The following is a 25,746-nucleotide window of genomic DNA, read 5'->3' as shown; positions in this document are numbered from 1 at the left end:
TCCCTTTCAGAATTTCTGAAAGGGATTTTTTATGAGTTATAATTGAATATTATAGATTATTCAGGATGAAATCCGTCATTTTCTGGTATAACTGAGGTCTTGTTTGTCCACCGTAAATTCCGTGGTTTTTGTCCGGATAAGCCATGAAATCAAACTGTTTTTTGTTTTGAATCAAAGCTTCAGAGAACTCCATAGAATTCTGGAAGTGAACGTTATCATCAGCCGTTCCGTGAATCAGAAGGAATTTTCCCTTCAACAGATTAGCATATTCCGTAGGAGAATTTTTATCATATCCATCCGGGTTTTCCTGAGGTGTTCTCATAAATCTTTCTGTGTATACAGAGTCGTAATATCTCCAGTTGGTTACCGGTGCTACAGCAATTCCTACTTTGAAGACATCAGCTCCTTTCGTCATGGCTAAACTGGTCATATAACCACCGAAGCTCCATCCGAACATTCCGATTCTGCTTTTATCAATATAAGATTGGCTTCCGAACCACTTGGCTGCTGTGATCTGATCTTCAATCTCATATTTTCCTAAATTCATATAAGTTACTTTCTTATATTTTGCTCCTTTATAGCCTGTTCCACGGCCGTCTACACAAGCAACAATATATCCTTTTTGTACAAGATGATTGAACCAAATAGCATTTCCGTTATCCCATGAGTTGGCTACCTGCTGAGATCCCGGGCCTGAATACTGGAACATAAACAGCGGATATTTTTTATTAGGATCGAAATTTTTAGGCTTCATAATCCAGGCATTCATCTGATCACCTACAGCGTTTGGAATCGTAATGAATTCTTTTTCAACAAAATTATCAGCTTTTAGTTTCTGTAACTGGTCATTGTTGTTCTGAAGCTCTTTTACTGCTTTTCCATTACCGTCTTTTAAAACATAGGTATAAGGTTTAGCTGCTGTAGAAGATGTTTCAATGAAATAATTATAGTTTTTACTGAAGTTTGCGGAGTTGTTTCCTTCTGCATTAGAGATCAGCTGGGTCTTTCCGTTTTCAATATTGACTTTGGAAATGACTTTATTGATACTTCCTTTTTCAGTAGTCTGAACATAAATTTCTTTGGACTTTGGATTAAACCCATAATAATCGGTTACCTCCCAGTTTCCTTTTGTGATCTGTTTTTTCAACTTACCATCTTTGTCATACCAGTACAGGTGACGGTTCCCGTCTCTCTCAGAAGCCCAAAGGAAGGAATCATCTTCAAGGAATTCAAGAGTAGGGCTGTCTGTATCTACCCATTTTTCATCTGTTTCTGTAAATAACTTCTGAACTGCTCCGGTTTTTGTGTTCACTTTTAAAATATCAGAAGCATTTTGTATCCTTTCAGAAGTGATCAGAACCATTTCATCCGGCTTTGCAGTCTGAAATACATTCGGGATGTAATAATTTTTGAAAGAACCCAGGTTCAGCTGCATTGTTTTCCCGTTATCAAGACGGTATAGCTGTGCTGAAACTACGGAGTTTTTCTCACCTGCTTTTGGATATTTATAACGCATTTCTGTAGGATAAAGCGTTTTCCCATAGATAGGAATATAGATTTCCGGAACCTGGCTTTCATCAGACTTCACAAATACGATGGCATCAGAATTTTTTGTCCATTCATATTGTTTTGCATGCCCGAATTCTTCCTCATATACCCAGTCTGCCAAACCATTCAGGATTGAATTCTTTTTACCATCCGTTGTAATCTGTGTGATTTTTCCTGAATTAAGGTCCTGATAAAAAAGATTATTGTCAGAAATAAAGGCCACTTTCGTAGCATCCGGTGAAAACGCAGGCTCCTGAACAGGTTTCCCTTCATTCAGGCTGATTACTTTCCCGGATTTTAAATCTTTTACATCAAATTTCCCCAGAAAAGAATGTCTGTAAATAGGCTGGCTTTCAACCTGTAAAAGAATTTTAGATTCATCATCAGAAAAAATATAGCTTTCAAATTTTCCATCTACAAGATTCCCTTCTTTTTGTGAAGTTTTGTAAGAATATTTTGCAATTCCTGACGGTTCAATGACCAGATAATTTTCTCCGTTTTTCATTGAAGTGATTCCTGCGATCCCTTTTCCACGGTAATATCCTGAGTATATTTTATCTAAAGTGATTTCCTGTGCCGACACATTTTGGAATACCGCCGCAACAGTAAGAGTTAAGAGTAATTTTTTCATTTCTAATAGTAATGGATTTCAAAGATAATAATTTTATTAAATGTATAAAAAAGCTTTTTTGGCAAAAAAATTGAATATCATACCTTATAATCAAATCAAATAATAATTATGGAAACGAATGCATACAACCAGAAACTGAACCGTTATGTATTAAACGATCAGATTGTTTATACAGGTTTTTCCAGTTTTAAAGACGCTGAAGAATGTGCTCATAAAAAAGGAGGAACATTAGTGGAAGTAGTTTTTAGAGACGGAAATGATAATCCCGAAATTACTGATGAGGCGGGGTTGATAGAGAAAAAAATTCATTACTATGTGTATGCAGGCGATGAGTATAAATTTATCCATTCCTCAGATCCGGGATTTAGAAAATATGCAGATGAGCTGCAGAAAATAAAAGCAAAACTGCAACAATCTCCACCGGATGAAAGATATTTAGCCAATTTTGAGATTGAAAATGCGGAAGACCCGATTATTGTGATCAAAAACGATCATTTTGAATCGGTAACATCGAGAGAGCGTTCAAAATATTTGAAACATGCCTGTGTTTATGAATTAGGGGTATCCCTGCCAAAATCTTAAAAAAAAAATCTGATCATGAGCAAGACTAAATATTCAGAAAAAGCTCAGGACAAAGTAGGAAAGGTAATGCACGAATTCAAGGAAGGAAAATTAAAGTCTTCTTCCGGAAAGAAAGTGACAAGCAGAAAACAAGCCGTAGCCATCGGTATTTCTGAAGCGCGGGAAAAAGGTATGAAAGTACCATCAAAAAAGAAAAATATGTAATTCATCATCCGGAAAGCTCAACTTTCCGGATTTTTTTTATCTAATTCGAAATTTCGAGATGAAGTGAGATAAATGGAGTACATGGAAAATCAGCTGATTTGTTTTCCTAAACTATAATTTTTTCTATGTTTTGATCATTTTGTGATTTATAAAACGCTGTAAATGTGAATCTTGTGTTATTGATGTATATGTGATGTAGTTTACTTTGCAAGAGTTTATTCTTTTTTGTTGCAAATTCGCATCACATCCATAACTCATTATATCTTATTTCAATACAAAACACAAATGATGAAAAAGAATTCTTAATGTTTTGTGGATGTTAAAGTTTTTCTTTTTTCAATATTTAATCAATAACAGCCTTGGGGATTTTTTCTTTACTATTACGGTGCAACTCACATTCTTACAAGGCTGGTTTTTAAAACTAATTGATATGTTCAGAGTTTCAACTTTAAAATCAGTTTATATTCTTCTATTGATTTTATCATTTAATATAATTGCAGGACAATCACAAAAAAAGTCTAAGCCCAATGTAATTTTTATTGTCGTTGATGACCTGAGGCCGGAACTGGGGATTTATGGTAATTCCATCATTAAAACACCCAATATTGATAATCTGGCAAGAAGAGGTACAACTTTTACAAACGCATATTGCCAGGTAGCTGTTTGTGCTCCTTCCAGAGCCAGTGCTTTAACAGGTTTGCGGCCGGATTCCACCAAAGTGTGGGTGCTGGGAGAAGAATTTCGTAAAATACATCCTGATGTGGTAACGATTCCACAGCAGTTCGAAAAATTCAATTATCATACAGTATCCATCGGAAAGATTTTTCATAATCACATGCCTGATTCTATCTCTTTCCGCGAGCCGGATCTTCGCCCTGAAGGATATGCCGTTAAAAATATGAGAGACAGAGATCCCGAATCTTTTTATTTCAGTGGTGAACTTAAAGCTGAGCTTGCTGCCAAAAGATTGGAAAGATTAGCCAAAGATCCTAAAAGATATGGGAATGGCTGGGCATACGGACGTTCTGTAGAAGTTGCAGACTGTCCTGATGATTCGCTGTATGACGGAGCTCAGACATCACTTGCTATTCAGACCATCAACCGTATTAAAAATAAAAAGAAACCCTTCTTCATGGCACTGGGGTATTTCAGGCCGCATTTACCTTTTGTAGCTCCCAAAAAGTACTGGGATCTTTATGACCCTATGGAAATACCAATGGCAGATAACAGCTTTATTCCGTTTAATGCACCAAGCATGGCCATGTATAACCAAAGGGAGATGACTGCTTGTTATGATCTTGAATATGTAAAACATCCTGCCTACTTCAGAATGCCGGAAAAAGAAGCCAGAATTCTGAAACATGGGTATTATGCTTCTGTAAGCTATGTTGATGCCTGTATTGGACGACTCGTAGATGAGCTTGAAAAACAAAAATTAATAGATAATACTATTATTGTTTTATGGGGAGACCATGGCTGGAAACTGGGGGAGCATAACGCCTGGGGAAAGCAGACTAATTATGTAAATGATACCCGTGTTCCTCTTATTGTATATGCACCTGGAATGAAAAATCCGGGAAGTAAGAGCAATGAACTGGTAGAGATGGTAGATCTTTATCCAACCCTTTGTGATCTTGCAGGAATAGAAACTCCTGCTTATCTGCAAGGAACGAGCTTTAAAAAACTTCTGAATGAAAACAGCGTGGAATGGAAAGGAGCCGTATTCAGCCAGTTTCTGCGTCCGGCAGGAGAAGGGATAGACCTTAACAAAAAAAATTATATGGGATATTCAATGATGACCAAAAGCTATCATCTGATAGAGTGGTACTACTGGGATAAAGTAACCCAAAAGCCGGGAGAACTTGTGGCACAGGAACTTTATAATCTTACCTCAGATCCGAAAGAAAATTTCAATATTGCAGTGTATCCCGAAAATAAAGACATCCTTGACAAGCTTTCTGAACAACGTAAAAAAGGATGGAAGGAAGTGAGAAATAAGCTGATAACAAATAAGTCTTATCAATAAAAGAAAATTATACCTCATGAAGAATTTCAACTTTTTAAAAATAGTATTCATTATATTGATTTGTAATTGCATAGCGGTGAGAGGTGTAAGCTTTAATAAAGATAATCCCAAACCTAAAAAAAGTGTAAGATCCGCTATCAAGCAAACAAGACCCAATATCCTGTTTATTCCTATTGATGATTTAAGACCTGAAATAGGCTGCTATGGAAACACTGTTATAAAAACTCCTAATATGGACAAACTTGCAGCAAGAGGAGTTGTTTTTAATAGAGCCTATTGCCAGCAGGCTGTATGCAACCCCTCACGGGCAAGCCTCCTTACAGGTTTGAGACCAGATTCTGTTCGTGTATGGGATCTTCAGACAGATTTCAGGAAAAACCTGCCGGATGTAATCACTCTTCCGCAGGTATTCAAGAATAACGGGTATTATACGGTAGGAATCGGAAAAACCTTTCATAATACTTTACCTGATGATAAGTCCTGGAATGAAGAACTTCATGTAAATGGATACCCTTTTGATCCGGACGCAGTATATCAGCTGGAGAAAAACAAACTGATTCAGAAAGAAAAGGAGCTTGCCCTTGAGAAAATAGGAAAAGGAAAACCGGATGCTTATGGATTTATCTATACAAAGGCTAATTCTGTTGAAATGGCAGACGTTGATGATGATGCCTATTATGATGGAGCGCAAACAACCATGGCCATTCAAAAGCTGAAAGAATTAAAAGGAAAAGATAAGCCTTTCTTTTTTTCAGTAGGTTATTACCGTCCGCATTTACCATTTAACGCTCCTAAAAAATACTGGGACTTGTATAACAGAAACGACATACCTCTTGCGAAAAATCAATTCATACCTGAAAATGCTCCGGAATTTGCCGTACATGGTGATGCTGAACTGAGAGGGTATACGGACAGATCAGACCTGCCTTTACCATCGGAAAAGCCATATGATCTGGAAAAGCAAAAGGAAATTATCCATGCCTACTATGCCTCTGTCTCTTATACAGATGCTCAGATAGGCAGATTGTTAAAAGCTCTGGATGAATTAGGTTTGAGTGAAAATACCATTATTGTATTGTGGGGAGATCATGGCTGGAAACTGGGAGAGCATAACAGCTGGTGCAAACAGAGCAACTATGAGATTGATACCAGAGTACCGCTTATTATCAGTGGGGCAGGAGTGAAAGCAAAAGGAAAATCCAGCAATGCACTTACAGAGTTTGTTGATATTTATCCTACTTTATGTGATATGAGCGGAATAAAAATTCCAGATTATCTTCAGGGAACGAGTATGAAACCTCTGCTTTCGGATTCTGACCGTAAATGGAAAACAGCAGCCTACAGTCAGTTTTTATTGGGAAGATACGGGGTAAAAGCCAAAGAGGGACAAAATGTAGAAAGAATGGGATATGCCATCCGTACCGACAGGTATCGATATGTAGAATGGTTCGAATGGAATAAAGAGACTGAAAAGCCCGGAGCTTATCTGGCCCGAGAGCTTTATGATCATAAAAATGATCCTGACGAAAATATAAATATTGCTGAAGAAGTTCCTTCTAAAAAAATAGTCAATCAGCTTTCACTTCAGTTGAAAAAAGGATGGAGATACAGTAAACCGAAATCATAAAAAACTGTAAATATTCAGATAAAGATGATGTTTTCCATAAAAATGATAATTTGTACAGGAGTATTAAGTTTGGTATGTTCCTGTAATAAAAATAAAGCCGTAGAACCTGTGGGAAATAAACCCGGGCATACCTGCATGACTATTCCGAAGAGATTAGGGACAACAGATTCTTCTCATATCAGTTTTAATGGAAAAACTTCTCTGGAAGCAATGGTGCTAATCCCCGCAGGAGAGTTTGATATGGGAGGTGATAATAGTCAGGCTGATCCAGACGAATACCCTAAACATAGAGTGAAGGTTTCTCCGTTTTATATGGATATAACAGAAGTGACGAATGCCCAGTTCTGTAAATTTGTAAATGCTACAGGCTATATCACAACAGCAGAACGTAAACCAGATTGGAACGAATTAAAAAAAAATCTGCCTAAGGGTACTCCAAAACCTCCGGATAGTTTGTTGGTAGCTGCTTCATTGGTGTTTAAACCAACAACCAAGCCTGTGAATCTGAATGATTTCAGCCAATGGTGGAAATGGGTAAAAGGTGCGAGCTGGAAACATCCCCAGGGGCCGGCAAGCAATATTGAAGGGAAAGACAATTATCCCGTAGTACATATAAGCTGGGATGATGCACAGGCATATTGTAAATGGTCCGGTAAACGTTTGCCCACAGAAGCAGAATGGGAATTTGCAGCACGGGGCGGATTAAAAAATAATATCTATCCGTGGGGCAATGAACCCATCAATGAAGGAATTCCTAAAGCAAACAGCTGGGAAGGGGAATTTCCCTATTTTAATGAAAAGAAAGACGGCTATATTACCCTTGCTCCTGTACAATCATTTAAAGCCAACGGATATGGCCTGTATGATATGGCTGGAAATGTTTGGGAATGGTGCAGCGATTTATATAATTATGATTACTATAAAAAACTGGAAGGCAGACTGGTTCTGAATCCTCAGGGTGCCGACAGGTCGTATGACCCTCAGGAGCCGTATAGTGTTAAACGCAGCCTGCGTGGAGGAAGCTTTTTATGCAATGATAGCTATTGTAGCGGATACAGAGTAGCCCGCCGTATGAAAAGCAGCCCTGATACAAGTCTTGAACATACCGGATTCAGGTGTGTTCAAGACATTACTCATTAATTCTATTTTTGATTATTATAGAGGATCCGGTAGTATTCATCCGCCATCCTGTCGCTGTTGAAATGATCTTTCACATCATTCATGGCATTATGCTGAATTTTTCTCCATTCATCAGGACGATCATAATACGTGGGAAGAATTTCGTTTTCAAGGATTTCATATAATGTATTTAAATCATAATTATCCTGTTCATAAATGCTCATATTCTGATAATCTGCTTTAGGAACAACGAAAGAATTTTCTCCGTGTTTGGCAAATTCCGGGATCCAGCCGTCATCTGTAGATAAATTGACAGATCCGTTCATGGCAGCCGTCATACCTGAAGTTCCTGAAGCTTCCCTTGGAACTCTTGGGTTATTAAGCCATACATCAGAACCTTGTTTTAAAGACTTACTTAAAGAAAGCTCATACCCTGTAAGAACAGCCATATTCTTATGGTTTTTACTTTCTTCAACCAGAGTATTGAATGTAGAAATTGCAGAATAGTCCATTGGGTAAGGTTTCCCCGCCCAGATAATCTGTACCGGATATTTTGGATTGTTCAGAAGTCTGTAGAATCTCTCCTTATCGTGCAAAAGAAGTTCTGCTCTTTTGTAGCCGGCAAATCTTCTTGCCCAGACCATGGTAAAGACATTAGGGTTAAATAAATTTCCTGTCTGATCTGCAACAATGCTGAACAGTTTTTTCTTCAGATATTTCTTACGGAAATCAAAAACAGTTGTGTCGTTTTCATCTTTTGCATTGTATAAAGGTTTATCAGACCAATATTTAAATTCCTGAGCATTAGTAATAGAAGTGATTTCACAGATTCCCGGATATTTATTCCACATGGCTCTGGAAACAACCCCATGAAGCTGGGAAACTCCATTAGCCATTCTTGCCATTCTTAATGCACATAGAGAATGATTGAAACGGTCATCATCAGATCCTTCAATCTTTTTCACTTCTTCCATGCTGTATCCCGAAAAATAGGACATATCATAACATAATCTGAAGCTGTGCTTTTCATTACCTGCTTCCTCAGGAGTATGAGTGGTGAAAACCAGTTTTTCTTTAACTTTATTCAGATCTCCGTTATATTTTCTCAGGAGATAAAAAGCTGCCGGAAGCCCATGGGCTTCGTTAAGATGGTAAACTTCTCTCTCAATGTTCATTTCATCCAATAGCTTGGCTCCTCCTTTTCCCAATAAAATATATTGAGCAAGTTTTGTAGATTCATTCGCATCATACAGCTTGTGACAGATTGTTTTTGAAACGTGATCATTTTCCGGAACATCTGTAGAAAGGAAAAACATGGGTGCCGTATTGAAGATTTCAGGATCAAGATACCATACTTTTACCCAAACCGGAGCACTGTGGATTTCGATTTGAAATTTTATTCCTGTGTCCTCAAGAAAACTGTACATTTTTCTCGTCCATACAGGTTGTAAAGTCTGATCGTGGTTTCTTGCCTGGTCATAATAACCAAATTTCCATAGGATACCGATTCCAATAAGATCCTGCTTAAGGTTATAGGCACTTCTCATATGAGAGCCTGCCAGAAAGCCAAGTCCTCCCGAATATATTTTAAGTACCTGCTCAAGAGCAAATTCCATTGAGAAATAAACGGCTTTTTTTGAATATTGAGGATTAATCGTGTAAGGTATTCTGAAATTCCTGAAATCCATAAATGTGGGTTTGTGTTTAAAAAGGCAAAGGTATTAATTATGAAAATAAACTTTACATTAATTAATCGATAAATTAATTAAAAACTAAGTGTTGAATTGTTTTTTTGCTTATCTTTAAGAGTGTAAATTTTTGATTATCAAAAACTTTTAATGATGAAAGCCAATGGCTGCATGTGTTCTTTAATTAAATAAAAAAATCACACATGAAAAAGACATTTTCTGATGAAGATCTGATCAAGAATCTGAGTTTATATTACCTGAACAGGCATTTGAAAAAAAAGCCCATAGAGAAGTATCACCGTACCATAGACGAATCTCCGCTGCACGACCGTGAAAAATACAGAAAGAAATCCGAGATTCTTCTTCTCAACTCTTTTATGCATCATTTTCCCGAAGTGAAATTTGAAAACCTTACCTGCGAGAGTCCGGACTTTATCGCCAAACTGAACGACAAAAAAATCGGAATAGAACTGACCGAAGTAATCAACCATCTGGAAATGAAAAAAGTGGAAAGCACTTTAAACAAGATGTTCCGTCAGGCAGAAATATTATTAGAACAGGAAGACACTACGAAATATCGTGGTGTTTATTTTTTAGAATTCCACCCGGCAACCAAATTTGATAATCTGGAAATACAACAGGAAAACGTTATCAGTATTTATAAAAGCATTAAAAAAAATAAGGCTGTAGGCTGTGTAAAAAGTCTGAGAAAATCTTTCCATCGCAGAAATGTATTCATAACCCATGAGTACAGCATGAATCTGTTTGATGAACTGTGCTCCGAAAAGATTCTGGAACTTATTGAAAAGAAGAACGAAAAATTCCCTTATTATGATACGTCAGTAGATGAATGCTGGCTGGTGATTGTTTCCGATATGAATTCTATTGCCTCAAGATATACCTTCATTCAGGATAAGGAACATCTGAAAGAAGTAAAAAGTCCTTTCCATAAAATATTTCACCTGGAAAATCTTTGTGGAAATATTACAAGTATAAAATAAATAGGATGTGTATTTGATTATTTGCTGTATAATTTGATATAATGTGGATTATTTTAAATTATTCTATGTTTTAATTTGTAATAGTGTAAAATTGTTTAGATTTTATTGTTTTTAATTAAAATAAGGTTATATTTGATGTGCGTTGATTATCAATGCAATGTGTAACTGATATAACCATAAAAACATTAAATCTATGAGGAAACTTTTACTTTTCATACTTCTTTGTCTCTCTCATACTTTCTATGCCCAGGCTGACTGTGCTACTGCACTTTCCGTTTGCGGAAATTCAAATATCACGTATAGTCCTACCGGATATGGTAACATAAAGGAACTGGTCAATTCCGGAAGCTGTATAGATTTTACGGGAGAACACAACTCAATCTGGTATAAAATTACAATCGCTACAGGAGGTACACTTACCTTCGACCTTGTCCCGAATAATCCGGATGCCGATTATGACTGGGCGATTTTTGGTCCTAATGTAACCTGTGGAAGTTTAGGATCACCAATCCGTTGTAATGCTGCAACAGTTATCGGACCAGGTCCTGCTACAGGATTGAATATGACAAGCACACTTTTAAGCGCTGCAGGAGGCTCTCTGACTCCTTATTGCAGATATCTTGATGTTTTACCAGGGCAAACCTATTACTTGTTTATTGACAACTGGGTGAGCAGTACCAGTTCCACTACAGCACCGTTTTCTTTAACGTGGGGAGGAACTGCAACACTGGCTTCACCATTTACCGATCCGGCTATTCAGACCCAGCCATTTAATCCTCCCGGAATTCCGGCTGCCAATCCTGCTGACCCAAGAGAAGTTGTCATATGTTCTGCAACAGCTTTATTTGATTTTTCTACATTATCCTCAGGAATTCTTAATGGAAATCAAAACTTTGGGGTAAGTTATCATCTGAGCCAGAATGATGCCTTAACGGGGAATAACCCTATTACAGTTCCTATTACAGTCAATACAACAACGGTCTATTATTACAGTATCAATTATACCGATCCGGCCAATGCATCTAATCCGCTCAACAAATGTAAGCAGGTTGGAACATTTAAATTTAAAAATGGTTCTATCACAGCAACAAACGCAACTTTGACCCAGTGTAACAATAATAATGCAGGGACAGCTTTATTTGATTTAACCACAGCAGATGTTATTGCAAACCCTAATGTTACTAAGAAATATTATCCTACAATGGCGGATCTCAATGCCGGAACCAATGAGATTACCAACCCAATGGCATTTGTCTCTGCAGAAGGAGTTATTTACGTAAAGGTAATATCAGAATTTGGCTGTACTGCAGTGGCACAGATTACGTTGAAATTTTATCCCGTTGTAGTCGTAAATGAAACGACTTTGAGATCATGCTTCATCGAATCCAGTCCAGCCACCGCTTCTTTCAATCTTGTCAATGCTTCAGTAACTGGTCAAACTAATCCGACAAAAAAATATTATCCTTCATTGACAGATGCTGTTAACCAGACCAATGAAATCCTGAATCCCAATAACTACATTGCACCTAATGGCTTTGTGTATATAAGAGTTTCTAATGCTCAGGGTTGTTATAATGTGGCTAAAGTTACTTTAATCGTTATTCCGCCTGTATATTCTGATAAGCTCAAAGATGTGACAATTTGTGCAGAAGACCAGACTACGCTGGATGCAGGACCCGGATTTAAAAGCTACGAGTGGAGTACAGGAGCTACTACGCAAAGCATTAAAGCAGGAATAGGAGTATATTGGGTAAAACTTAAAACAGGAGAATGTGTGACGACACAAACGGTAAAAGTGCTTCCTTCCGAGCAGCCGGTTGTTTCCGGGATTGATATTTCGAACAATACAATCACAGTATCCGTAATAGGTGGAACTCCGGCTTATAAATATTCAATAGATAATATCATCTGGCAGGATTCCAATGTTTTCAATAACCTTTCCAGAGGAGATCATAAAGTATATGTAAAAGATGCCTATGATTGTGATCCGATAGAAATTGGAATCGTTGTACCTAATTTGATTAATGTGATAACCCCTAATGCAGATGGAATAAATGATGTGATCGACTATTCAGCCCTTGCCAACAAACAAAATCTGATCATGAATGTTTTCGATCGTTATGGAAATAAAATTTTCCAGGCAGACCGATCCAACGGCTACAAATGGGATGGAACCCAGGGTGGAAGAAGAGTACCTACAGGGACATACTGGTATTCTATCACATGGAATGAAAATGATAAAAAGAATACGGCCATTAAATATACAGGCTGGGTTCTGGTGAAAAACAGAGAATAATAATAAAACAGATAGAAAAAACCACTTCAATTGAGGTGGTTTTTAGTTTTAAAAATTATTAAATTAGGAAATAAAATAGAAAGAATGAAAGACCTGTTTGTAAAACGTTTTGAATACTATAAATCTCTTGGTGATAAAACCTTTGAACAGTTAACAGATGACCAGATGTTCTGGCAGTATAATGAAGAAAGTAATTCTATTGCTGTGATTGTGAAACATCTTGCAGGAAATATGCTTTCACGATGGACTAATTTCCTTACCGAAGATGGTGAGAAATCCTGGCGTAACCGTGACGGAGAATTTGTCAATACATTTACTACTAAACAACAGGTTCTTGATTTTTGGGAACAGGGTTGGGAATGCTTTTTTGATGCTCTTGATAAAATAAACGAGGAGAATCTCTATTCCACAACGTACATCAGAGGAGAAGCACATCCTGTTATTGATGCCGTTCTTCGTCAATTGGCTCACTATCCTTACCACATCGGACAGATTGTTTATATTGCTAAAATGATAAAAAATGAAGACTGGAGTACACTTTCAATTGCCAGAAACCGATCTCAGGAATTTAATACAGAAATGAAAACCAAATTTTCAGGTCAGGATACAGCTTCCAATTCGTCGCCCGTCTGCTTTCAAAACAGCCCCGAAGTAAGAGATGAATATAAACAATAGATTGAATCAATCTTGAGTTCTTATTAAAATTACTATCTTTGCACCCATAAAATTCAGGAGTAACAAATGTCTACTTTTCACAGAACTGCCGCGTTTCATACACTGGGCTGCAAATTAAACTTTGCAGAAACATCTACTATTGCCCGTCAATTAACAGATGCAGGTTATGATAAGGTAAGCTTTGATGAAAAAGCGAATGTGTATGTTATCAATACATGTTCCGTGACAGAAAATGCTGACCGTGAATGTAAACTTCACGTGAAAAGAGCAATGAAAGCCAATCCGGAAGGACTGGTCGTTATTGTAGGATGCTATGCACAGCTAAAACCTGAAGAAATTTCACAGATTGAAGGAGTGGACCTGGTTTTAGGAGCAAAAGAAAAATTCAATATTCTGAGCTACCTTGATGATTTGGAGAAATCTGAGAATGAAGGCGTAGTGCATTCATGTGAAATTGAAGAAACCGATTTCTTTATCGGAAGTTATTCTATTGGGGACAGAACCAGAGCTTTCCTGAAAGTACAAGACGGCTGTGATTATAAATGTACCTACTGTACCATTCCGTTAGCAAGAGGAATTTCACGTTCTGATACCATCGAAAATGTTCTTAGAAATGCCACGGAGATCGCTGCGAAAGATATCAAAGAAATTGTTCTTACAGGGGTGAATATCGGTGATTATGGTAAAGGAGAATTTGGAAATAAAAAACACGAGCATACTTTCCTTGATCTTATTTCAGAACTGGATAAGGTAGAAGGAATAGAAAGAATCCGTATCTCTTCTATTGAACCCAATCTTTTGAAAGATGAAAGTATTGAACTGGTTTCTAAAAGCAAAAGCTTTGTTCCGCATTTTCACATCCCGTTACAATCCGGAAGCGATGATCTTTTGAAAAGGATGAAACGTCGTTACCTGACCAAACTGTATAATGACAGAGTGAACAAGATCCGCGAGGTAATGCCTGATGCGGCTATCGGAGTAGATGTTATTGTAGGATTCCCGGGAGAAACAGAAGAAAGATTTATGGAAACCTATAATTTCCTTAATGAACTTCCTATCACTTACCTTCACGTATTTACCTATTCTGAAAGAGAAAATACGGAAGCTGCAGCTATGGACGGAGTAGTTCCCGTAGCGGAAAGAAAAAAACGTAATAAAATGCTGAGAATTCTTTCTGAAAAGAAGAAAATGGCATTTTATCAGACCCAATTGGGAAAAACGCTGCCTGTTCTTTGGGAGCACGAAAATAAAGACGGGAAAATGTTTGGCTTCACAGAAAACTATGTGAGAGTCCAGAAAGACTTTGATCCTGCATCCGTAAATCAAATCGAATTTCTGAATTTAGAAAAAATCCTGTCAGATGGCACGGTTTCTGTGCAATCTTCTTACCAAAATTTTTTAGCAAAAGCGTAGGCTCTTTGCTAAAATTCTACTAAATTTATTTTTAAACTTTTAAATACTACATTCATGAGAGATAAGTTTTTATCTTGGGGAATTGTATTAGTAGCTGCTACATGGATTATAGCAATACTGATCAGAGCGCATTATTGGATACCTACGCTGTTATCCGCAATTTATGCATTGGGTGTTTACAATGCTTACCAATCGAAACATGCTATTTTGAGGAACTTTCCTGTATTGGGATACTTCAGGTATTTTTTCGAAAGTATTTCACCCGAAATGCAGCAATACTTCATTGAAAGGGAAACAGATGGGAAGCCATTTCCAAGAAACCAGCGTTCTGCAGTATACAGACGTGCAAAAAATTTAAGTGATACGGTAGCTTTTGGTACGCAGCTGGAAGTAAATCACAGAAAGTATGAAGGGATTAAGCATTCTATTTATGCAAAATCACCATCAGAAGAACTTCCGAGAGTATGGGTTGGAGGAGAACAGTGTACACAGCCTTATCATGCTTCTTTATTTAACATCTCAGCAATGAGTTTCGGGGCCTTGAGTGACAGAGCACAGATTTCACTGAACAGAGGCGCAAAAAAAGGAAACTTCTATCATAATACAGGGGAAGGAGGGATTTCACCTTATCACCTGGAAGGAGGAGATCTTTGCTGGCAGATCGGAACTGGATATTTCGGATGTCGCGACGGCGAGGGAAAATTCAACCCTGAATTATTTACAAAATATTCCACCCTTCCTAATGTGAAAATGATTGAAATCAAATTATCACAGGGAGCAAAACCAGGACACGGAGGAGTGCTTCCGGGAGTAAAAAATACACCGGAAATTGCAGCGATTCGTCATGTCACACCGGGAATGACTGTTATTTCACCACCCTCACACAGCGCTTTTTCTGATGCTGCCGGATTGCTGAGGTTTGTACAGCAGTTAAGAGAACTTTCAGGAGGAAAGCCGATTGGTTTTAAACTTTGTATCGGTGATACCAAAGAATTTGAAGATATCTGTGTGCAGATGAATGTATTGAAAATTTATCCTGATTTCATTACCATAGATGGTGCAGAAGGAGGAACAGGAGCTGCACCACCGGAGTTTTCAGATGGAGTAGGGATGCCATTGGAACCTGCTTTGATCTTTGTGAACAGAACGCTTAATAACTATAACCTGAGAAGTAAATTAAGAGTGATCGCCAGCGGTAAAGTTCTTACCAGTCTTGACATTCTGAGAGCCATTGCTATGGGAGCAGATATGTGTAACAATGCCAGAGGATTTATGTTCTCTTTAGGATGCATCCAGGCCTTGAGATGTAACTCCAACAATTGTCCTACAGGAGTTGCTACACAGGATAAAATGCTTATTAAAGGATTGGATGTAACAGATAAGGCAGAAAGAGTATATCACTTCCATAAAAATACACTTCACACCTGCAATGAACTCATTGCCGCTGCAGGAAGAAGTTCTTATGAGGAAGTAGACGCCACCATGTTTATGAGAGGAGATGAGTTTGACCACCTTGCAGATCTTTATTTCCCGGATATTTTAGGAAATGTAAAACAGAAAGCAAGATCGTAATCAACATTACATATAACAAAAACACCGCCATTAAGACGGTGTTTTTTATTGTATGAATATTTTTTATTGTTGTTGTTCTGTTGTCTGTTTATCACTATCAGGTCTGTCCTCTCTTCCATAAATCTGAAAGTTGAATACAAAAGTTCTGTTTCTGTAAGACATGTTTAGATATGGATAATGAGGGTTTCTTGCAAAAGCAGCTCTGGAAGGAACAATGATTACTCCCTGTAGGTTGTAAGGTGCCTCACTGGAAAGATTATTGTATGCTTTGAACTTCTGTAAAGCTTCTCTGAACCCAGGGATTTGATAATATTTTGCTTTTTTTGCAGCATCAGTTGTACCAGCTTCCAGTATTGATTTTTTTACATAATAATACGTAGGATCAATAACAGGAACACCTGTTCCATCAATAGTATTTAAAAAAGCGGTTTTTGATGTAAATGAAGTGTTTCCGTCAGAATTAACTGCCAGGTAAGAGTATGCTCTTCCCATGATTTTAATAATATCAGTATCTCCAATGGTTTTTGCAGAGGCAGCGGGTGGCTGAGCTCCGTCTCTCATAATGTAGATAGTTCCCGAAGGTAGTGTTATGGGACTCAGTTCAGACAGCTTCTTTTCAGTATCATCCGCAGTATCTGTAGAACTGAAAGCTTTTATATTACCCTGTGCATCCAAATAATTCTCATCCATGAACTTCTTAATGGCCTGATCATCATACGTGTTTTGCGTAGCAACATCTTCCGGCTCTACATAGGTTGATACATCATCATCTTTCTTACAAGCAGAAAAACACAAAGATCCTGCAAGGATATATAAAAATATTTTTTTCATTTCAAAAAACTTTAATTACTTTACAAATAATATAACGGCAAAAGTATAAAAAAATATGAGAATAGATAAATTTTTATGGAGCATTCGTTTTTATAAGACGAGAAGTATTGCAGCAGAGGAGATTAAAAAGAACAGAGTTTCTATAGGAACGTCTGCCGTAAAGTCGTCTAAAGAAGTAAAAGAAGGAGATACGATCAAAATCCGTAAGAATCAGATTGATTATAAAATAAAGGTAATTCAGATTCCTAAAAGCAGAATTGGAGCAAAGCTGGTGCCTCTTCACATTCAGGACGTCACAGATAAAGAGCAATACGAATTACTGAAACTTCGTAAAATGTCACAGGACTATTACAGAAACAAAGGAGAGGGAAGACCTACCAAAAAAGACAGAAGAGAAATGGATGAATATGTAGGCAACGATATCGACTCCGATTTTACAGACTGGGATGATTTCTTCGGAGAGACTGGCGGTGAAGGTGAGGATGAAGATTAATATAAAAAGTAAAAAAGCTCTAGAGATAGAGCTTTTCTACTATTTCGTTAACGATGTCTTCCGGTTCTCTGGAATCTGTCCCGACAGTGAATTGTGCTTTGCTGTAAAACTGATTTCTTTCAAATAAATGTTTGGCAATAAATTCCGGCAGGTCTTCATCTGATATATTGGCAATCAGTGGCCTTTTTTCTTTCTGCTTTGAAAGTCTTTCCACCAGTGTTCCCACTCCGGTTCTTAAAAAAACGCTCTTGGAGTTGTGATTAATGATCTCCATATTATTATAATACACCGGGGTTCCTCCGCCAAGACTTAAAACTACATTTTCTTCAGAAGCCAATATCTCTTCAAGTGCCTCCCTTTCCAGTTTTCTAAAGTAAATCTCTCCCTTTTTCTCGAAAATTTCAGGGATGGTTAATTTATTTCTTCTGGAAATCTCTTTATCGAGGTCAATTAATTTAAAATCGATTTTTTCGCTTAATATTTTGGAAATGTGCGATTTGCCACTTCCCATGTATCCGATCAATGAAATTACCATGAATTTTTTTTAAACAAATTTGCGAAAAAGTTTTGAGATAAAGAAAAAAGTCATATCTTTGCACCACTTAAAACAAGGGACATTACTTAAATGAAAACTTGTTGCACAAGTGGCCGACTCGGTAGCTCAGCTGGTAGAGCAATACACTTTTAATGTATGGGTCCTGGGTTCGAATCCCAGCCGGGTCACTAGCAATAATAATTACTTAATTTGTGATTTTATTGCCTGCGTGGTGAAATTGGTAGACACGCCATCTTGAGGGGGTGGTTTCCTAAGGATGTGCTGGTTCGAGTCCAGTCGCAGGCACTGCAAAGAAAATTTTATAATTAATATTGAAATTTATTTCATTTTAATTGTGGCCGACTCGGTAGCTCAGCTGGTAGAGCAATACACTTTTAATGTATGGGTCCTGGGTTCGAATCCCAGCCGGGTCACAAGTTTACTGAAAAGTAAATTTTTTTCATATTAATATTTTGTGATTTGGTGTTTCAAAGGCTTCCTTCAGGAGGCCTTTGATTTTTGTATGCATCAAGGTTGTAAAATAATGTTTGCCTTACTTTATTCAATAAAAAAATCCCCGACCTAAGTCAGGGATCTGGTATTTAAATCTGGAAAGATTAATCCAGATGCATATTGTCAATTAATCTTACACCATCTACTACCACTACAATAAATGCTCTGAAACTTCTGTCTTTATAGAAAAAATCAGTCTCCTGTAATGTTTTTTCATCAGCAATCAGGAAATATTCCAGTTTCATTCCCTGCTGGTCATCAAAAATATCAGCTACTCTTTCCTTGATTTCCGGAATCGTAACAGTTCTGAACCAGTCGTTTACTTTTTTTAAAGTCTCATAAATTACTTTAGAAGCTTCTCTCCGGTCTTCATGAAGCCTTTGATTTCTTGAGCTTAGCGCCAGTCCGTTTTCTGCCCTGTAAATAGGAACTCCGGTTATTTTAACAGGAAGATGCTTTTTCTCTACCATTTTTTTAATAATAGCAAGCTGCTGGAAATCTTTTTCACCAAAATAAGCATTATCAGGCTTTACCTGTCTGAAAAGTTCTTCCACAACAGTTCCTACGCCGTCAAAATGGCCTGGTCTTGATTTACCTTCCATCTCATTTTCCAGTCCGTCAAAATCATATCGCTGGCTTTCGGCTTTCTCAGGATAAATATCTGCTACCTCCGGAATATAAACTGCATCTACAAGACCAGAATTCTGAAGAATCAATATATCTCTGTTGACATCTCTTGGATATTTTTCCAGATCTTCAGGATTGTTAAATTGAGTTGGATTTACAAAAATCGAAGAAATAACAAGATCATTTTCCTTTCTTGCCTCTTCATACAGAGAAAGATGGCCTTTGTGCAGGGCACCCATGGTAGGGGCAAAGCCAATTCTTTTTCCCATTTCTTTCTGTCTTTCAATGAAATCCTGAAGGACTTTTCTGTTTTTTAGAACTTCCATAGTTTATTTTAATACTATTTCAAAAATACTAAAAATATCGCATAATAATATGTGGTTTTAATAATTTGAAAAGGGAATTTTCGTAAAAAAATGTTAATTAAAATAATGTTGGATGTTTTTTTGTAATTTTGCACATTAAAGCATTTTTACAAAAATTAGATAGAAAGTTTATGCCGAATCAAAAAATACTGTACATTACTACAGAGATGTATCCATATCAGGAAGATACAAATATGGCTGCAGTGGTAAACAAAATGGCACTTAAGATGCACCAAGAAGGCAATGATGTAAGAGTTTTTATGCCAAGATTTGGACAAATAAGTGAGAGAAAATTCCAGCTTCATGAAGTAATCCGTCTTTCAGGGATGAATATTATTATCAATGATCTGGATCAGCCTCTGATCATTAAAGTAGCGTCTCTTCCGGGGGAAAGACTTCAGGTTTACTTTATTGACAATGAAGAATACTTCAAAAGAAAACAATATTATTTCGACGATGAAGGAAACCCTTTTGAAGACAACGACGAAAGAGCTATTTTCTTTGCCAGAGGAGTTATTGAAACCATTAAGAAACTAAACTGGGTGCCGGATGTTATCCATTTAAATGGATGGATGTCTTCTTTTGTTCCAATTTATCTTAAAACGTACTACGAATCAGATACTTATTTCAAAGACGCGAAAATTATACTTTCTCTTTACAATGAGAAAGATGCCGACCTGGATAAAAGGATTGACGATAAACTGCAGTTTGATAATATTTCAGGATTAAAAGCGTTAGATAACCCAACGATTAAAAGTTTTGTTATCGAAAGTATGAACTATGTAGATGCCGTTGTGAAAGGTGACGAGTTTCTGGATGAAGATCTGGATAAAGCTTTCAATGAAACTGCTACCCAAAAATCAGAGTATCTGGACATAGATTCAATAAATCAACTTTATTAAAAAACACATTTTTAATGACTCATAATCTTAAAAGGACCTTCGCCATACTTTTGATGGCGTTTTTCGGAAGTACATTCCTTCATAACTGTGAACCGGATCCGGATTCTCTTGGTGAGCAGTTGTTTAATGATGATGCAGCACAAGGTAATGAAATTGCATATCCCGTTATCGCATACAATTATAGTAACAACGATTCAATCAGAAGTGATGCTGCCAGACTGATCAGTGCGGTGAGCGAATCTGGTTCGGCTTCCTATGTAGGTGTTCTTGGAGCATTTACTGAAAACCAGTTTGGAATGCAGAAAGCTTCTTATGTTACTCAGCTGAGAATGCCGGTAGATAATTATGATTTTAACGGAGCGAATCCAAAAGTAGATTCTGTAGTTCTTGTAGTGAGACCACCTGCAAATACTGCTGCGAATACCTACTTCTTTGAAGGCGATTCATTAAAAACAAAAACATTTGAGAAAACTGATTTCCCGGTAGATGGAGTTGCTACAGCGGTTTCCATTGAAAAGAAAATGTACCCTGTTCGTAAATACGGTAAAACAGCAGGTTCAAAATCAATGAAAATCAATGTACATGAAGTAACCACGTTCATAGATGCAAATGATGACAGTTTCAAACGTTCCAATAAAACAATAAGTACTGGTGAACTGTTAGGATCAGGAGTATTTGACGGTACTATCAGTTCTACATCTATCACTAAAAAATCTGACAACTCAGTTGTATTTACCGGAAACTTAGGATTCAGAATGAAGTTGAGTAATACAGACTTTTTCCAGACTCATATTCTTGATAAAAAAGGAAAACCTGAGCTTCAGGATGCTTCCAACTTCATCAGATATTTTAAAGGAATAAAAATTTCTGTAGATGAAACGGATAAATATCTTTACCAGTTCTCTCCTAATGATTTGCAGCTTATCATGTATTATAAATATGATAAAACAGAGAACGGAACAACAACAAGACCGCAGACAACCCTTAATTTCAACTTAGGAGGTTCTAATGCGCATCTCGGGCTGTATGAATACAGCAGATCCGGATCATCTGTTGCGGCTGCATTGGCTGCAAGTAACCCTAGTGAAGGAGATGAAAGACTTTTTGTTCAGGGAATGGGAGGACCATCTGTGGTAGTTAAGATTAAAGATGAGACGATTGCAAAGCTTAAGGATATTTTTGTTAAAGATAAAGCAGGTATTGTAAGTGCTAAAATCAGAATCTATCTTGATGCTGCAACGTGGAAAAATACAGGTTCTACTGAAGACCGCAGATTTTCACTTTTAACCAATACATTAGATGCTGGTGGTAAAATTGACTACAAAAAACTGGCGTTTACTTCAGATCTTACCAACGGGCTTGGATTATATTATTTTAAAGATAAACCTGAACCAGGTTATTATGATTTTGTCGTAACAAAAACAGTTAAGGATCTTGTAGAAGGGAAGAAAGAAACAGTAGATGGAGTTGAACAGCTGGTTGTTAATAAACCTTTAATAATCAGTGCAGGAACATTTGCTGCCAATGCTACAGGAACCCTTTTAGGAGTTCGTAATACAACAAGAGCATTTGATATGAACAGAATTATTCTTACAGGAGTAGATAAAACCAATACGAATCCGAAGAGAATCCAGTTATTGGTGACTTACGGAACGAAAAAATAGAACAACAAACAACACTATACAAAATAAAATATGTGCGGAATAGTAGGATATACAGGATTTCAAGACGCTTATGAAATTGTAATTAATGGTCTTAGAAGATTGGAATATAGAGGGTATGACAGTGCCGGAATTGTTTTAGAAGGTTCAGATAACAAGCTGGAAGTAGAAAAAACAAAAGGTAAAGTGGAGGATTTGGTGAATATTTCCAAAGAGCTAAAAGGAAAGTCTAAAATTGGAATGGGACACACCCGTTGGGCAACCCATGGAGTTCCAAGTGACAGAAACTCCCATCCGCACTTGTCAAACAACGGTAAAATTGCAATTGTACACAATGGTATTATTGAAAACTATGATACTATTAAAACAATGCTTACTGAAAAAGGATTCACTTTCAAATCAGAGACAGATACTGAAGTATTGGTAAACCTTATCCAGTATTTTATGGATCTTAATCCTGAAATTGATTTCCCTACAGCAGTGAGATATGCATTGAATGAAGTATATGGAGCATATGCCATCACTGTACTTCATGAAGATTATCCAGGGGTATTGGTCGTAGGAAGATTAGGTTCTCCTCTTGCAATCGGAATCGGTGATAAAGAATATTTTATCGCTTCTGATGCTTCTCCATTCGTGGAATTTACAAAAGAAGCTATTTATCTTGAAGAAGGACATATGGCAACGATCTCTCTTGAAAACGGAGTAGATATCAGAACCATCAATGAAAACTCTAAAATTGAGCCTGAAATTCAGGAGCTTAAATTAAGTCTTGAACAGATTGAAAAAGGGGGTTACGAGCATTTCATGCTTAAAGAAATCTTCGAGCAGCCTAAATCTGTACACGATACAATGAGAGGTAGACTTCTTGTAGATGAAGGAGTTATTAAAATGGCTGGAATCTGGGATCATGTTGAGAAATTCAAAAATGCCAACAGGATTATTATCATTGCCTGCGGTACTTCATGGCATGCAGGTCTTATCGGAGAATATCTGATTGAAGAATATGCAAGAATCCCTGTTGAAGTAGAATATGCGTCAGAGTTCAGATACAGAAACCCGATTATTACTGATAAAGATGTGGTAATTGCTATTTCTCAGTCCGGAGAAACGGCTGATACAATGGCTGCTTTAAAATTAGCAAAAGAAAAAGGTGCATTTATATATGGTATATGTAATGTTGTAGATTCTTCTATAGCAAGAATTACAGATGCAGGTTCGTATACCCATGCTGGCCCGGAAATCGGGGTTGCTTCTACCAAAGCATTTACAGCACAGCTTACCATTCTTACTTTAATTGCCTTTAAATTAGGAAAACACAACGGAAACTTAGGAAACGCAGAATTTATGAGCTTAATTGCTGAGCTTGATGCTATTCCTAAGAAAATTGAAGATGTGCTCAATACCACTCATGAGCTTACGCAGAATATTGCAAAAGATTTTGTGAAAGCTACCAATTTCCTTTACCTGGGAAGAGGATACAATTATCCTGCAGCCCTGGAAGGAGCATTAAAATTAAAAGAAATTTCTTATATCCATGCAGAAGGATACCCGGCTGCAGAAATGAAGCACGGTCCGATTGCCCTGATCGACGAAAACATGCCGATTGTAATTATAGCACCTAGAAAAGGTCACTATGATAAAATTGTAAGTAACGTTCAGGAAATTAAAGCGAGAAAAGGAAAAATTATCGCTGTAGTGAATAAAGGAGACCGTCAGGTGAGCGAAATGGCAGATTATGTTATCGAAATCCCTGAAACTTCAGAATGTTTCTCTCCAATCGTTGCTTCCGTACCTCTTCAACTGCTTGCTTATTATATTGCAGTATATAGAGGAGCCAACGTAGATCAACCGAGAAACCTTGCAAAATCTGTTACCGTGGAATAAAAAGTTGTTGTAAATAAAATAAATTTAGATTTCTTCCGTTATTTCAAAAAAAATCTTAAAAGTTTCTTAAAAAAATTATATATTTACGGCTTAATTATAAAAATTAACATGAAAAGGATATTTCTTTTATTATTGTCTGCGTCGGTAGCATCGGTATCTTGTTCAGGTGGTGGCAGCTCTTCTGTAGGGAAGCCAGGAACAAAAGGAGAATTGATACCAAGAGAAAAAACTAAATCATTTGTTGCGGAAAGACCATACGGAATGGTCGCAATTCCTGCAGGTTCGTTTGTTGCTGGTTTAGCAGACCAGGATCCGACGAATACACCTGAAAAAGCATCATTGAAGACAGTTACTGTTTCTTCTTTCTTCATGGATGAAGCAGAAACTACCAATGCGGAGTACAGAGTATTTATCAATTATGTAAGAGACTCTATCGCAAGAACTTTACTAGCTGAAGCTGCCGGAGAAGGTGGTGACGAAGGTGGACGTAAAGGAGCAAGCATAGGAGATTACGCATACCTTGCTAAAAAAGAAGAAAATTTAACACCTTATCAAGAATATATGGAAGGCCAGGGCGGCCGTGAAGACGGAAGCTATGATGCCAGCAAAAGATTAGATTGGAAAATCCCTTTACACTGGAGCACATCAAAATATCCGGATGTAGAATACGCAGAAGTTTTAGAATCTATGTATCTGCCTTCTTCTTCAAGAATTGGAAACGAAAGAATTTTAGATGTAAGTAAGCTGAAATATACTTACCGTTGGGGAGATATGGACGCTGCTGTTGCAGATAACGAAAGAGGAGCTAACTACCTGAAAAGTGAAAGTATCGCGATCTATCCTGATACTACAGTTTGGGTAAAAGATTTCCACTTTGCTTACAATGAGCCATTGTTTGAACAGTATTTCTGGCACAAGGCTTATAAAGACTATCCTGTTGTCGGGGTTACCTGGGATCAGGCAAGGGCTTATTGTAACTTCAGATCTAAATTGAAATCAGATTACAACGAAAGTTTAAAAAGAAAAAAACAAAAACCATTAGTATTCCGTCTTCCAACAGAAACTGAATGGGAATATGCTGCCAGAGGTGGTATGCAAAATGCTACTTACCCTTGGGGTGGTCCATATTTAATGGATGACAGAGGTTGCTACCTTGCCAACTTCAAGCCTAAGAGAGGTAACTACATGGAAGACGAGAAAAAAGGTACTTATACATATACAGCTCCAGTTAAGAAATTTAAGAAAAATGGGTTTGGGTTATTTGATATGGCTGGAAACGTTTCTGAATGGACATTATCTTCTTTTAACAACTCTTCAGCTGGATTCACTTCTACATTAAATCCTTCTACTAAGGATAAAAAGGATACGAAGAAATCCGTAAGAGGTGGATCTTGGAAAGATATAGGATATGCACTGATGACAGGTGCGAGAGATTGGGAAAGAAAAGATTCCGCAAGAAGCTATATCGGATTCAGAACTGTACAGGACATTCCTGAAGCAGCCGTTAAACCAAGAAGAGTTAACAGATAACTAATCAGACAATTTTCAAT

General features: G+C 37.2%; 20 protein-coding genes and 3 tRNA genes. 18 read left to right on the top strand and 5 right to left on the bottom strand.

Features of this window, described 5'->3' with window-relative positions:
• Positions 1-49 precede the first annotated feature (49 nt).
• Positions 50-2,179, bottom strand: a complete 2,130-nt coding sequence (locus AB1278_RS19490) for a S9 family peptidase (protein WP_343643734.1) — start codon at positions 2,177-2,179, stop codon at positions 50-52.
• 108 nt (positions 2,180-2,287) lie between these two features.
• On the opposite strand from AB1278_RS19490, the gene AB1278_RS19485 reads away from it, so the two are divergent.
• The 5 genes from AB1278_RS19485 (at position 2,288) to AB1278_RS19465 (ending at position 7,758) form a co-directional block, all read left to right on the top strand.
• The gene (locus AB1278_RS19485) at positions 2,288-2,761 is read left to right on the top strand and encodes a hypothetical protein (protein WP_062675487.1); all 474 of its coding nucleotides are present in this window, start codon (positions 2,288-2,290) and stop codon (positions 2,759-2,761) included.
• A 15-nt stretch (positions 2,762-2,776) separates the two neighbouring features.
• Positions 2,777-2,965 (top strand): DUF6496 domain-containing protein, encoded by a 189-nt coding sequence (locus tag AB1278_RS19480; RefSeq protein WP_202843477.1) that lies wholly within the window; start codon positions 2,777-2,779, stop codon positions 2,963-2,965.
• A gap of 430 nt (positions 2,966-3,395) precedes the next feature.
• A complete protein-coding gene (locus tag AB1278_RS19475) occupies positions 3,396-4,991 on the top strand; it encodes a sulfatase (protein ID WP_429816460.1) in 1,596 nt (531 codons plus the stop codon).
• Positions 4,992-5,007: 16 nt separating this feature from the next.
• Positions 5,008-6,618, top strand: coding sequence for a sulfatase (locus tag AB1278_RS19470; protein ID WP_429816457.1), 1,611 nt, complete (start codon positions 5,008-5,010; stop codon positions 6,616-6,618).
• A gap of 42 nt (positions 6,619-6,660) precedes the next feature.
• Positions 6,661-7,758 (top strand): formylglycine-generating enzyme family protein, encoded by a 1,098-nt coding sequence (locus AB1278_RS19465; RefSeq protein WP_429816455.1) that lies wholly within the window; start codon positions 6,661-6,663, stop codon positions 7,756-7,758.
• Positions 7,759-7,760: 2 nt separating this feature from the next.
• On the opposite strand, the gene glgP is transcribed toward AB1278_RS19465, so the two are convergent.
• Positions 7,761-9,425, bottom strand: coding sequence for an alpha-glucan family phosphorylase (gene glgP / locus AB1278_RS19460; protein ID WP_429816452.1), 1,665 nt, complete (start codon positions 9,423-9,425; stop codon positions 7,761-7,763).
• Positions 9,426-9,628: 203 nt separating this feature from the next.
• On the opposite strand from glgP, the gene AB1278_RS19455 reads away from it, so the two are divergent.
• The 5 genes from AB1278_RS19455 to AB1278_RS19435 all read left to right on the top strand — a co-directional run bounded on the left by AB1278_RS19455 (position 9,629) and on the right by AB1278_RS19435 (position 16,382).
• Positions 9,629-10,426 carry a hypothetical protein gene (locus tag AB1278_RS19455; protein WP_202843467.1) on the top strand — a complete coding sequence of 266 codons (798 nt, stop codon included), beginning with the start codon at positions 9,629-9,631 and terminating at the stop codon, positions 10,424-10,426.
• Between the two features lie 193 nt (positions 10,427-10,619).
• A complete protein-coding gene (locus AB1278_RS19450; RefSeq protein WP_411414305.1) occupies positions 10,620-12,722 on the top strand; it encodes a T9SS type B sorting domain-containing protein in 2,103 nt (700 codons plus the stop codon).
• An 84-nt stretch (positions 12,723-12,806) separates the two neighbouring features.
• Positions 12,807-13,397 carry a DUF1572 family protein gene (locus AB1278_RS19445; RefSeq protein ID WP_411414304.1) on the top strand — a complete coding sequence of 197 codons (591 nt, stop codon included), beginning with the start codon at positions 12,807-12,809 and terminating at the stop codon, positions 13,395-13,397.
• A 66-nt stretch (positions 13,398-13,463) separates the two neighbouring features.
• A complete protein-coding gene (gene mtaB, locus AB1278_RS19440; RefSeq protein ID WP_429816448.1) occupies positions 13,464-14,810 on the top strand; it encodes a tRNA (N(6)-L-threonylcarbamoyladenosine(37)-C(2))-methylthiotransferase MtaB in 1,347 nt (448 codons plus the stop codon).
• Between the two features lie 54 nt (positions 14,811-14,864).
• Positions 14,865-16,382: an FMN-binding glutamate synthase family protein gene (locus AB1278_RS19435; protein ID WP_110009518.1), complete on the top strand. Its 1,518-nt coding sequence runs from the start codon at positions 14,865-14,867 to the stop codon at positions 16,380-16,382.
• Between the two features lie 63 nt (positions 16,383-16,445).
• On the opposite strand, the gene AB1278_RS19430 is transcribed toward AB1278_RS19435, so the two are convergent.
• Complete coding sequence (locus AB1278_RS19430; protein WP_202843451.1) at positions 16,446-17,213, bottom strand: hypothetical protein; 768 nt, start codon at positions 17,211-17,213, stop codon at positions 16,446-16,448.
• 55 nt (positions 17,214-17,268) lie between these two features.
• Between AB1278_RS19430 and AB1278_RS19425 the strand changes: the two genes are divergently transcribed.
• Entirely contained in the window at positions 17,269-17,706 is a 438-nt protein-coding gene (locus AB1278_RS19425; RefSeq protein ID WP_202843448.1) for an RNA-binding S4 domain-containing protein, read from the top strand.
• 19 nt (positions 17,707-17,725) lie between these two features.
• Here AB1278_RS19425 and AB1278_RS19420 read toward each other — a convergent pair whose 3' ends face one another.
• Positions 17,726-18,241, bottom strand: a complete 516-nt coding sequence (locus tag AB1278_RS19420) for a shikimate kinase (protein WP_202843446.1) — start codon at positions 18,239-18,241, stop codon at positions 17,726-17,728.
• Between the two features lie 115 nt (positions 18,242-18,356).
• On the opposite strand from AB1278_RS19420, the gene AB1278_RS19415 reads away from it, so the two are divergent.
• The 3 genes from AB1278_RS19415 (at position 18,357) to AB1278_RS19405 (ending at position 18,675) form a co-directional block, all read left to right on the top strand.
• Positions 18,357-18,429, top strand: a tRNA-Lys gene (locus AB1278_RS19415).
• A gap of 35 nt (positions 18,430-18,464) precedes the next feature.
• Positions 18,465-18,547 (top strand) — tRNA-Leu (locus AB1278_RS19410).
• Positions 18,548-18,602: 55 nt separating this feature from the next.
• Positions 18,603-18,675: transfer RNA gene (locus tag AB1278_RS19405), tRNA-Lys, on the top strand.
• A gap of 183 nt (positions 18,676-18,858) precedes the next feature.
• Here the strand turns inward: AB1278_RS19405 and panC are convergent.
• Positions 18,859-19,707, bottom strand: coding sequence for a pantoate--beta-alanine ligase (gene panC / locus AB1278_RS19400; protein WP_330745365.1), 849 nt, complete (start codon positions 19,705-19,707; stop codon positions 18,859-18,861).
• Between the two features lie 170 nt (positions 19,708-19,877).
• Between panC and AB1278_RS19395 the strand changes: the two genes are divergently transcribed.
• From AB1278_RS19395 to gldK, 4 genes are all read left to right on the top strand, one after another.
• Positions 19,878-20,648 carry a glycogen/starch synthase gene (locus AB1278_RS19395; RefSeq protein ID WP_429816443.1) on the top strand — a complete coding sequence of 257 codons (771 nt, stop codon included), beginning with the start codon at positions 19,878-19,880 and terminating at the stop codon, positions 20,646-20,648.
• A 14-nt stretch (positions 20,649-20,662) separates the two neighbouring features.
• The gene (locus AB1278_RS19390; RefSeq protein WP_429816440.1) at positions 20,663-22,312 is read left to right on the top strand and encodes a DUF4270 family protein; all 1,650 of its coding nucleotides are present in this window, start codon (positions 20,663-20,665) and stop codon (positions 22,310-22,312) included.
• Between the two features lie 30 nt (positions 22,313-22,342).
• Positions 22,343-24,196 carry a glutamine--fructose-6-phosphate transaminase (isomerizing) gene (gene glmS, locus AB1278_RS19385; RefSeq protein ID WP_110009512.1) on the top strand — a complete coding sequence of 618 codons (1,854 nt, stop codon included), beginning with the start codon at positions 22,343-22,345 and terminating at the stop codon, positions 24,194-24,196.
• 108 nt (positions 24,197-24,304) lie between these two features.
• Entirely contained in the window at positions 24,305-25,726 is a 1,422-nt protein-coding gene (gene gldK / locus AB1278_RS19380; RefSeq protein WP_110009511.1) for a gliding motility lipoprotein GldK, read from the top strand.
• Positions 25,727-25,746 lie beyond the last annotated feature (20 nt).

Source organism: Chryseobacterium sp. NRRL B-14798 (genome assembly GCF_050470705.1).
In the GTDB taxonomy this organism is placed as follows: domain Bacteria; phylum Bacteroidota; class Bacteroidia; order Flavobacteriales; family Weeksellaceae; genus Chryseobacterium; species Chryseobacterium cupriresistens.
This window is presented reverse-complemented; position numbering and strand designations above follow the sequence as displayed.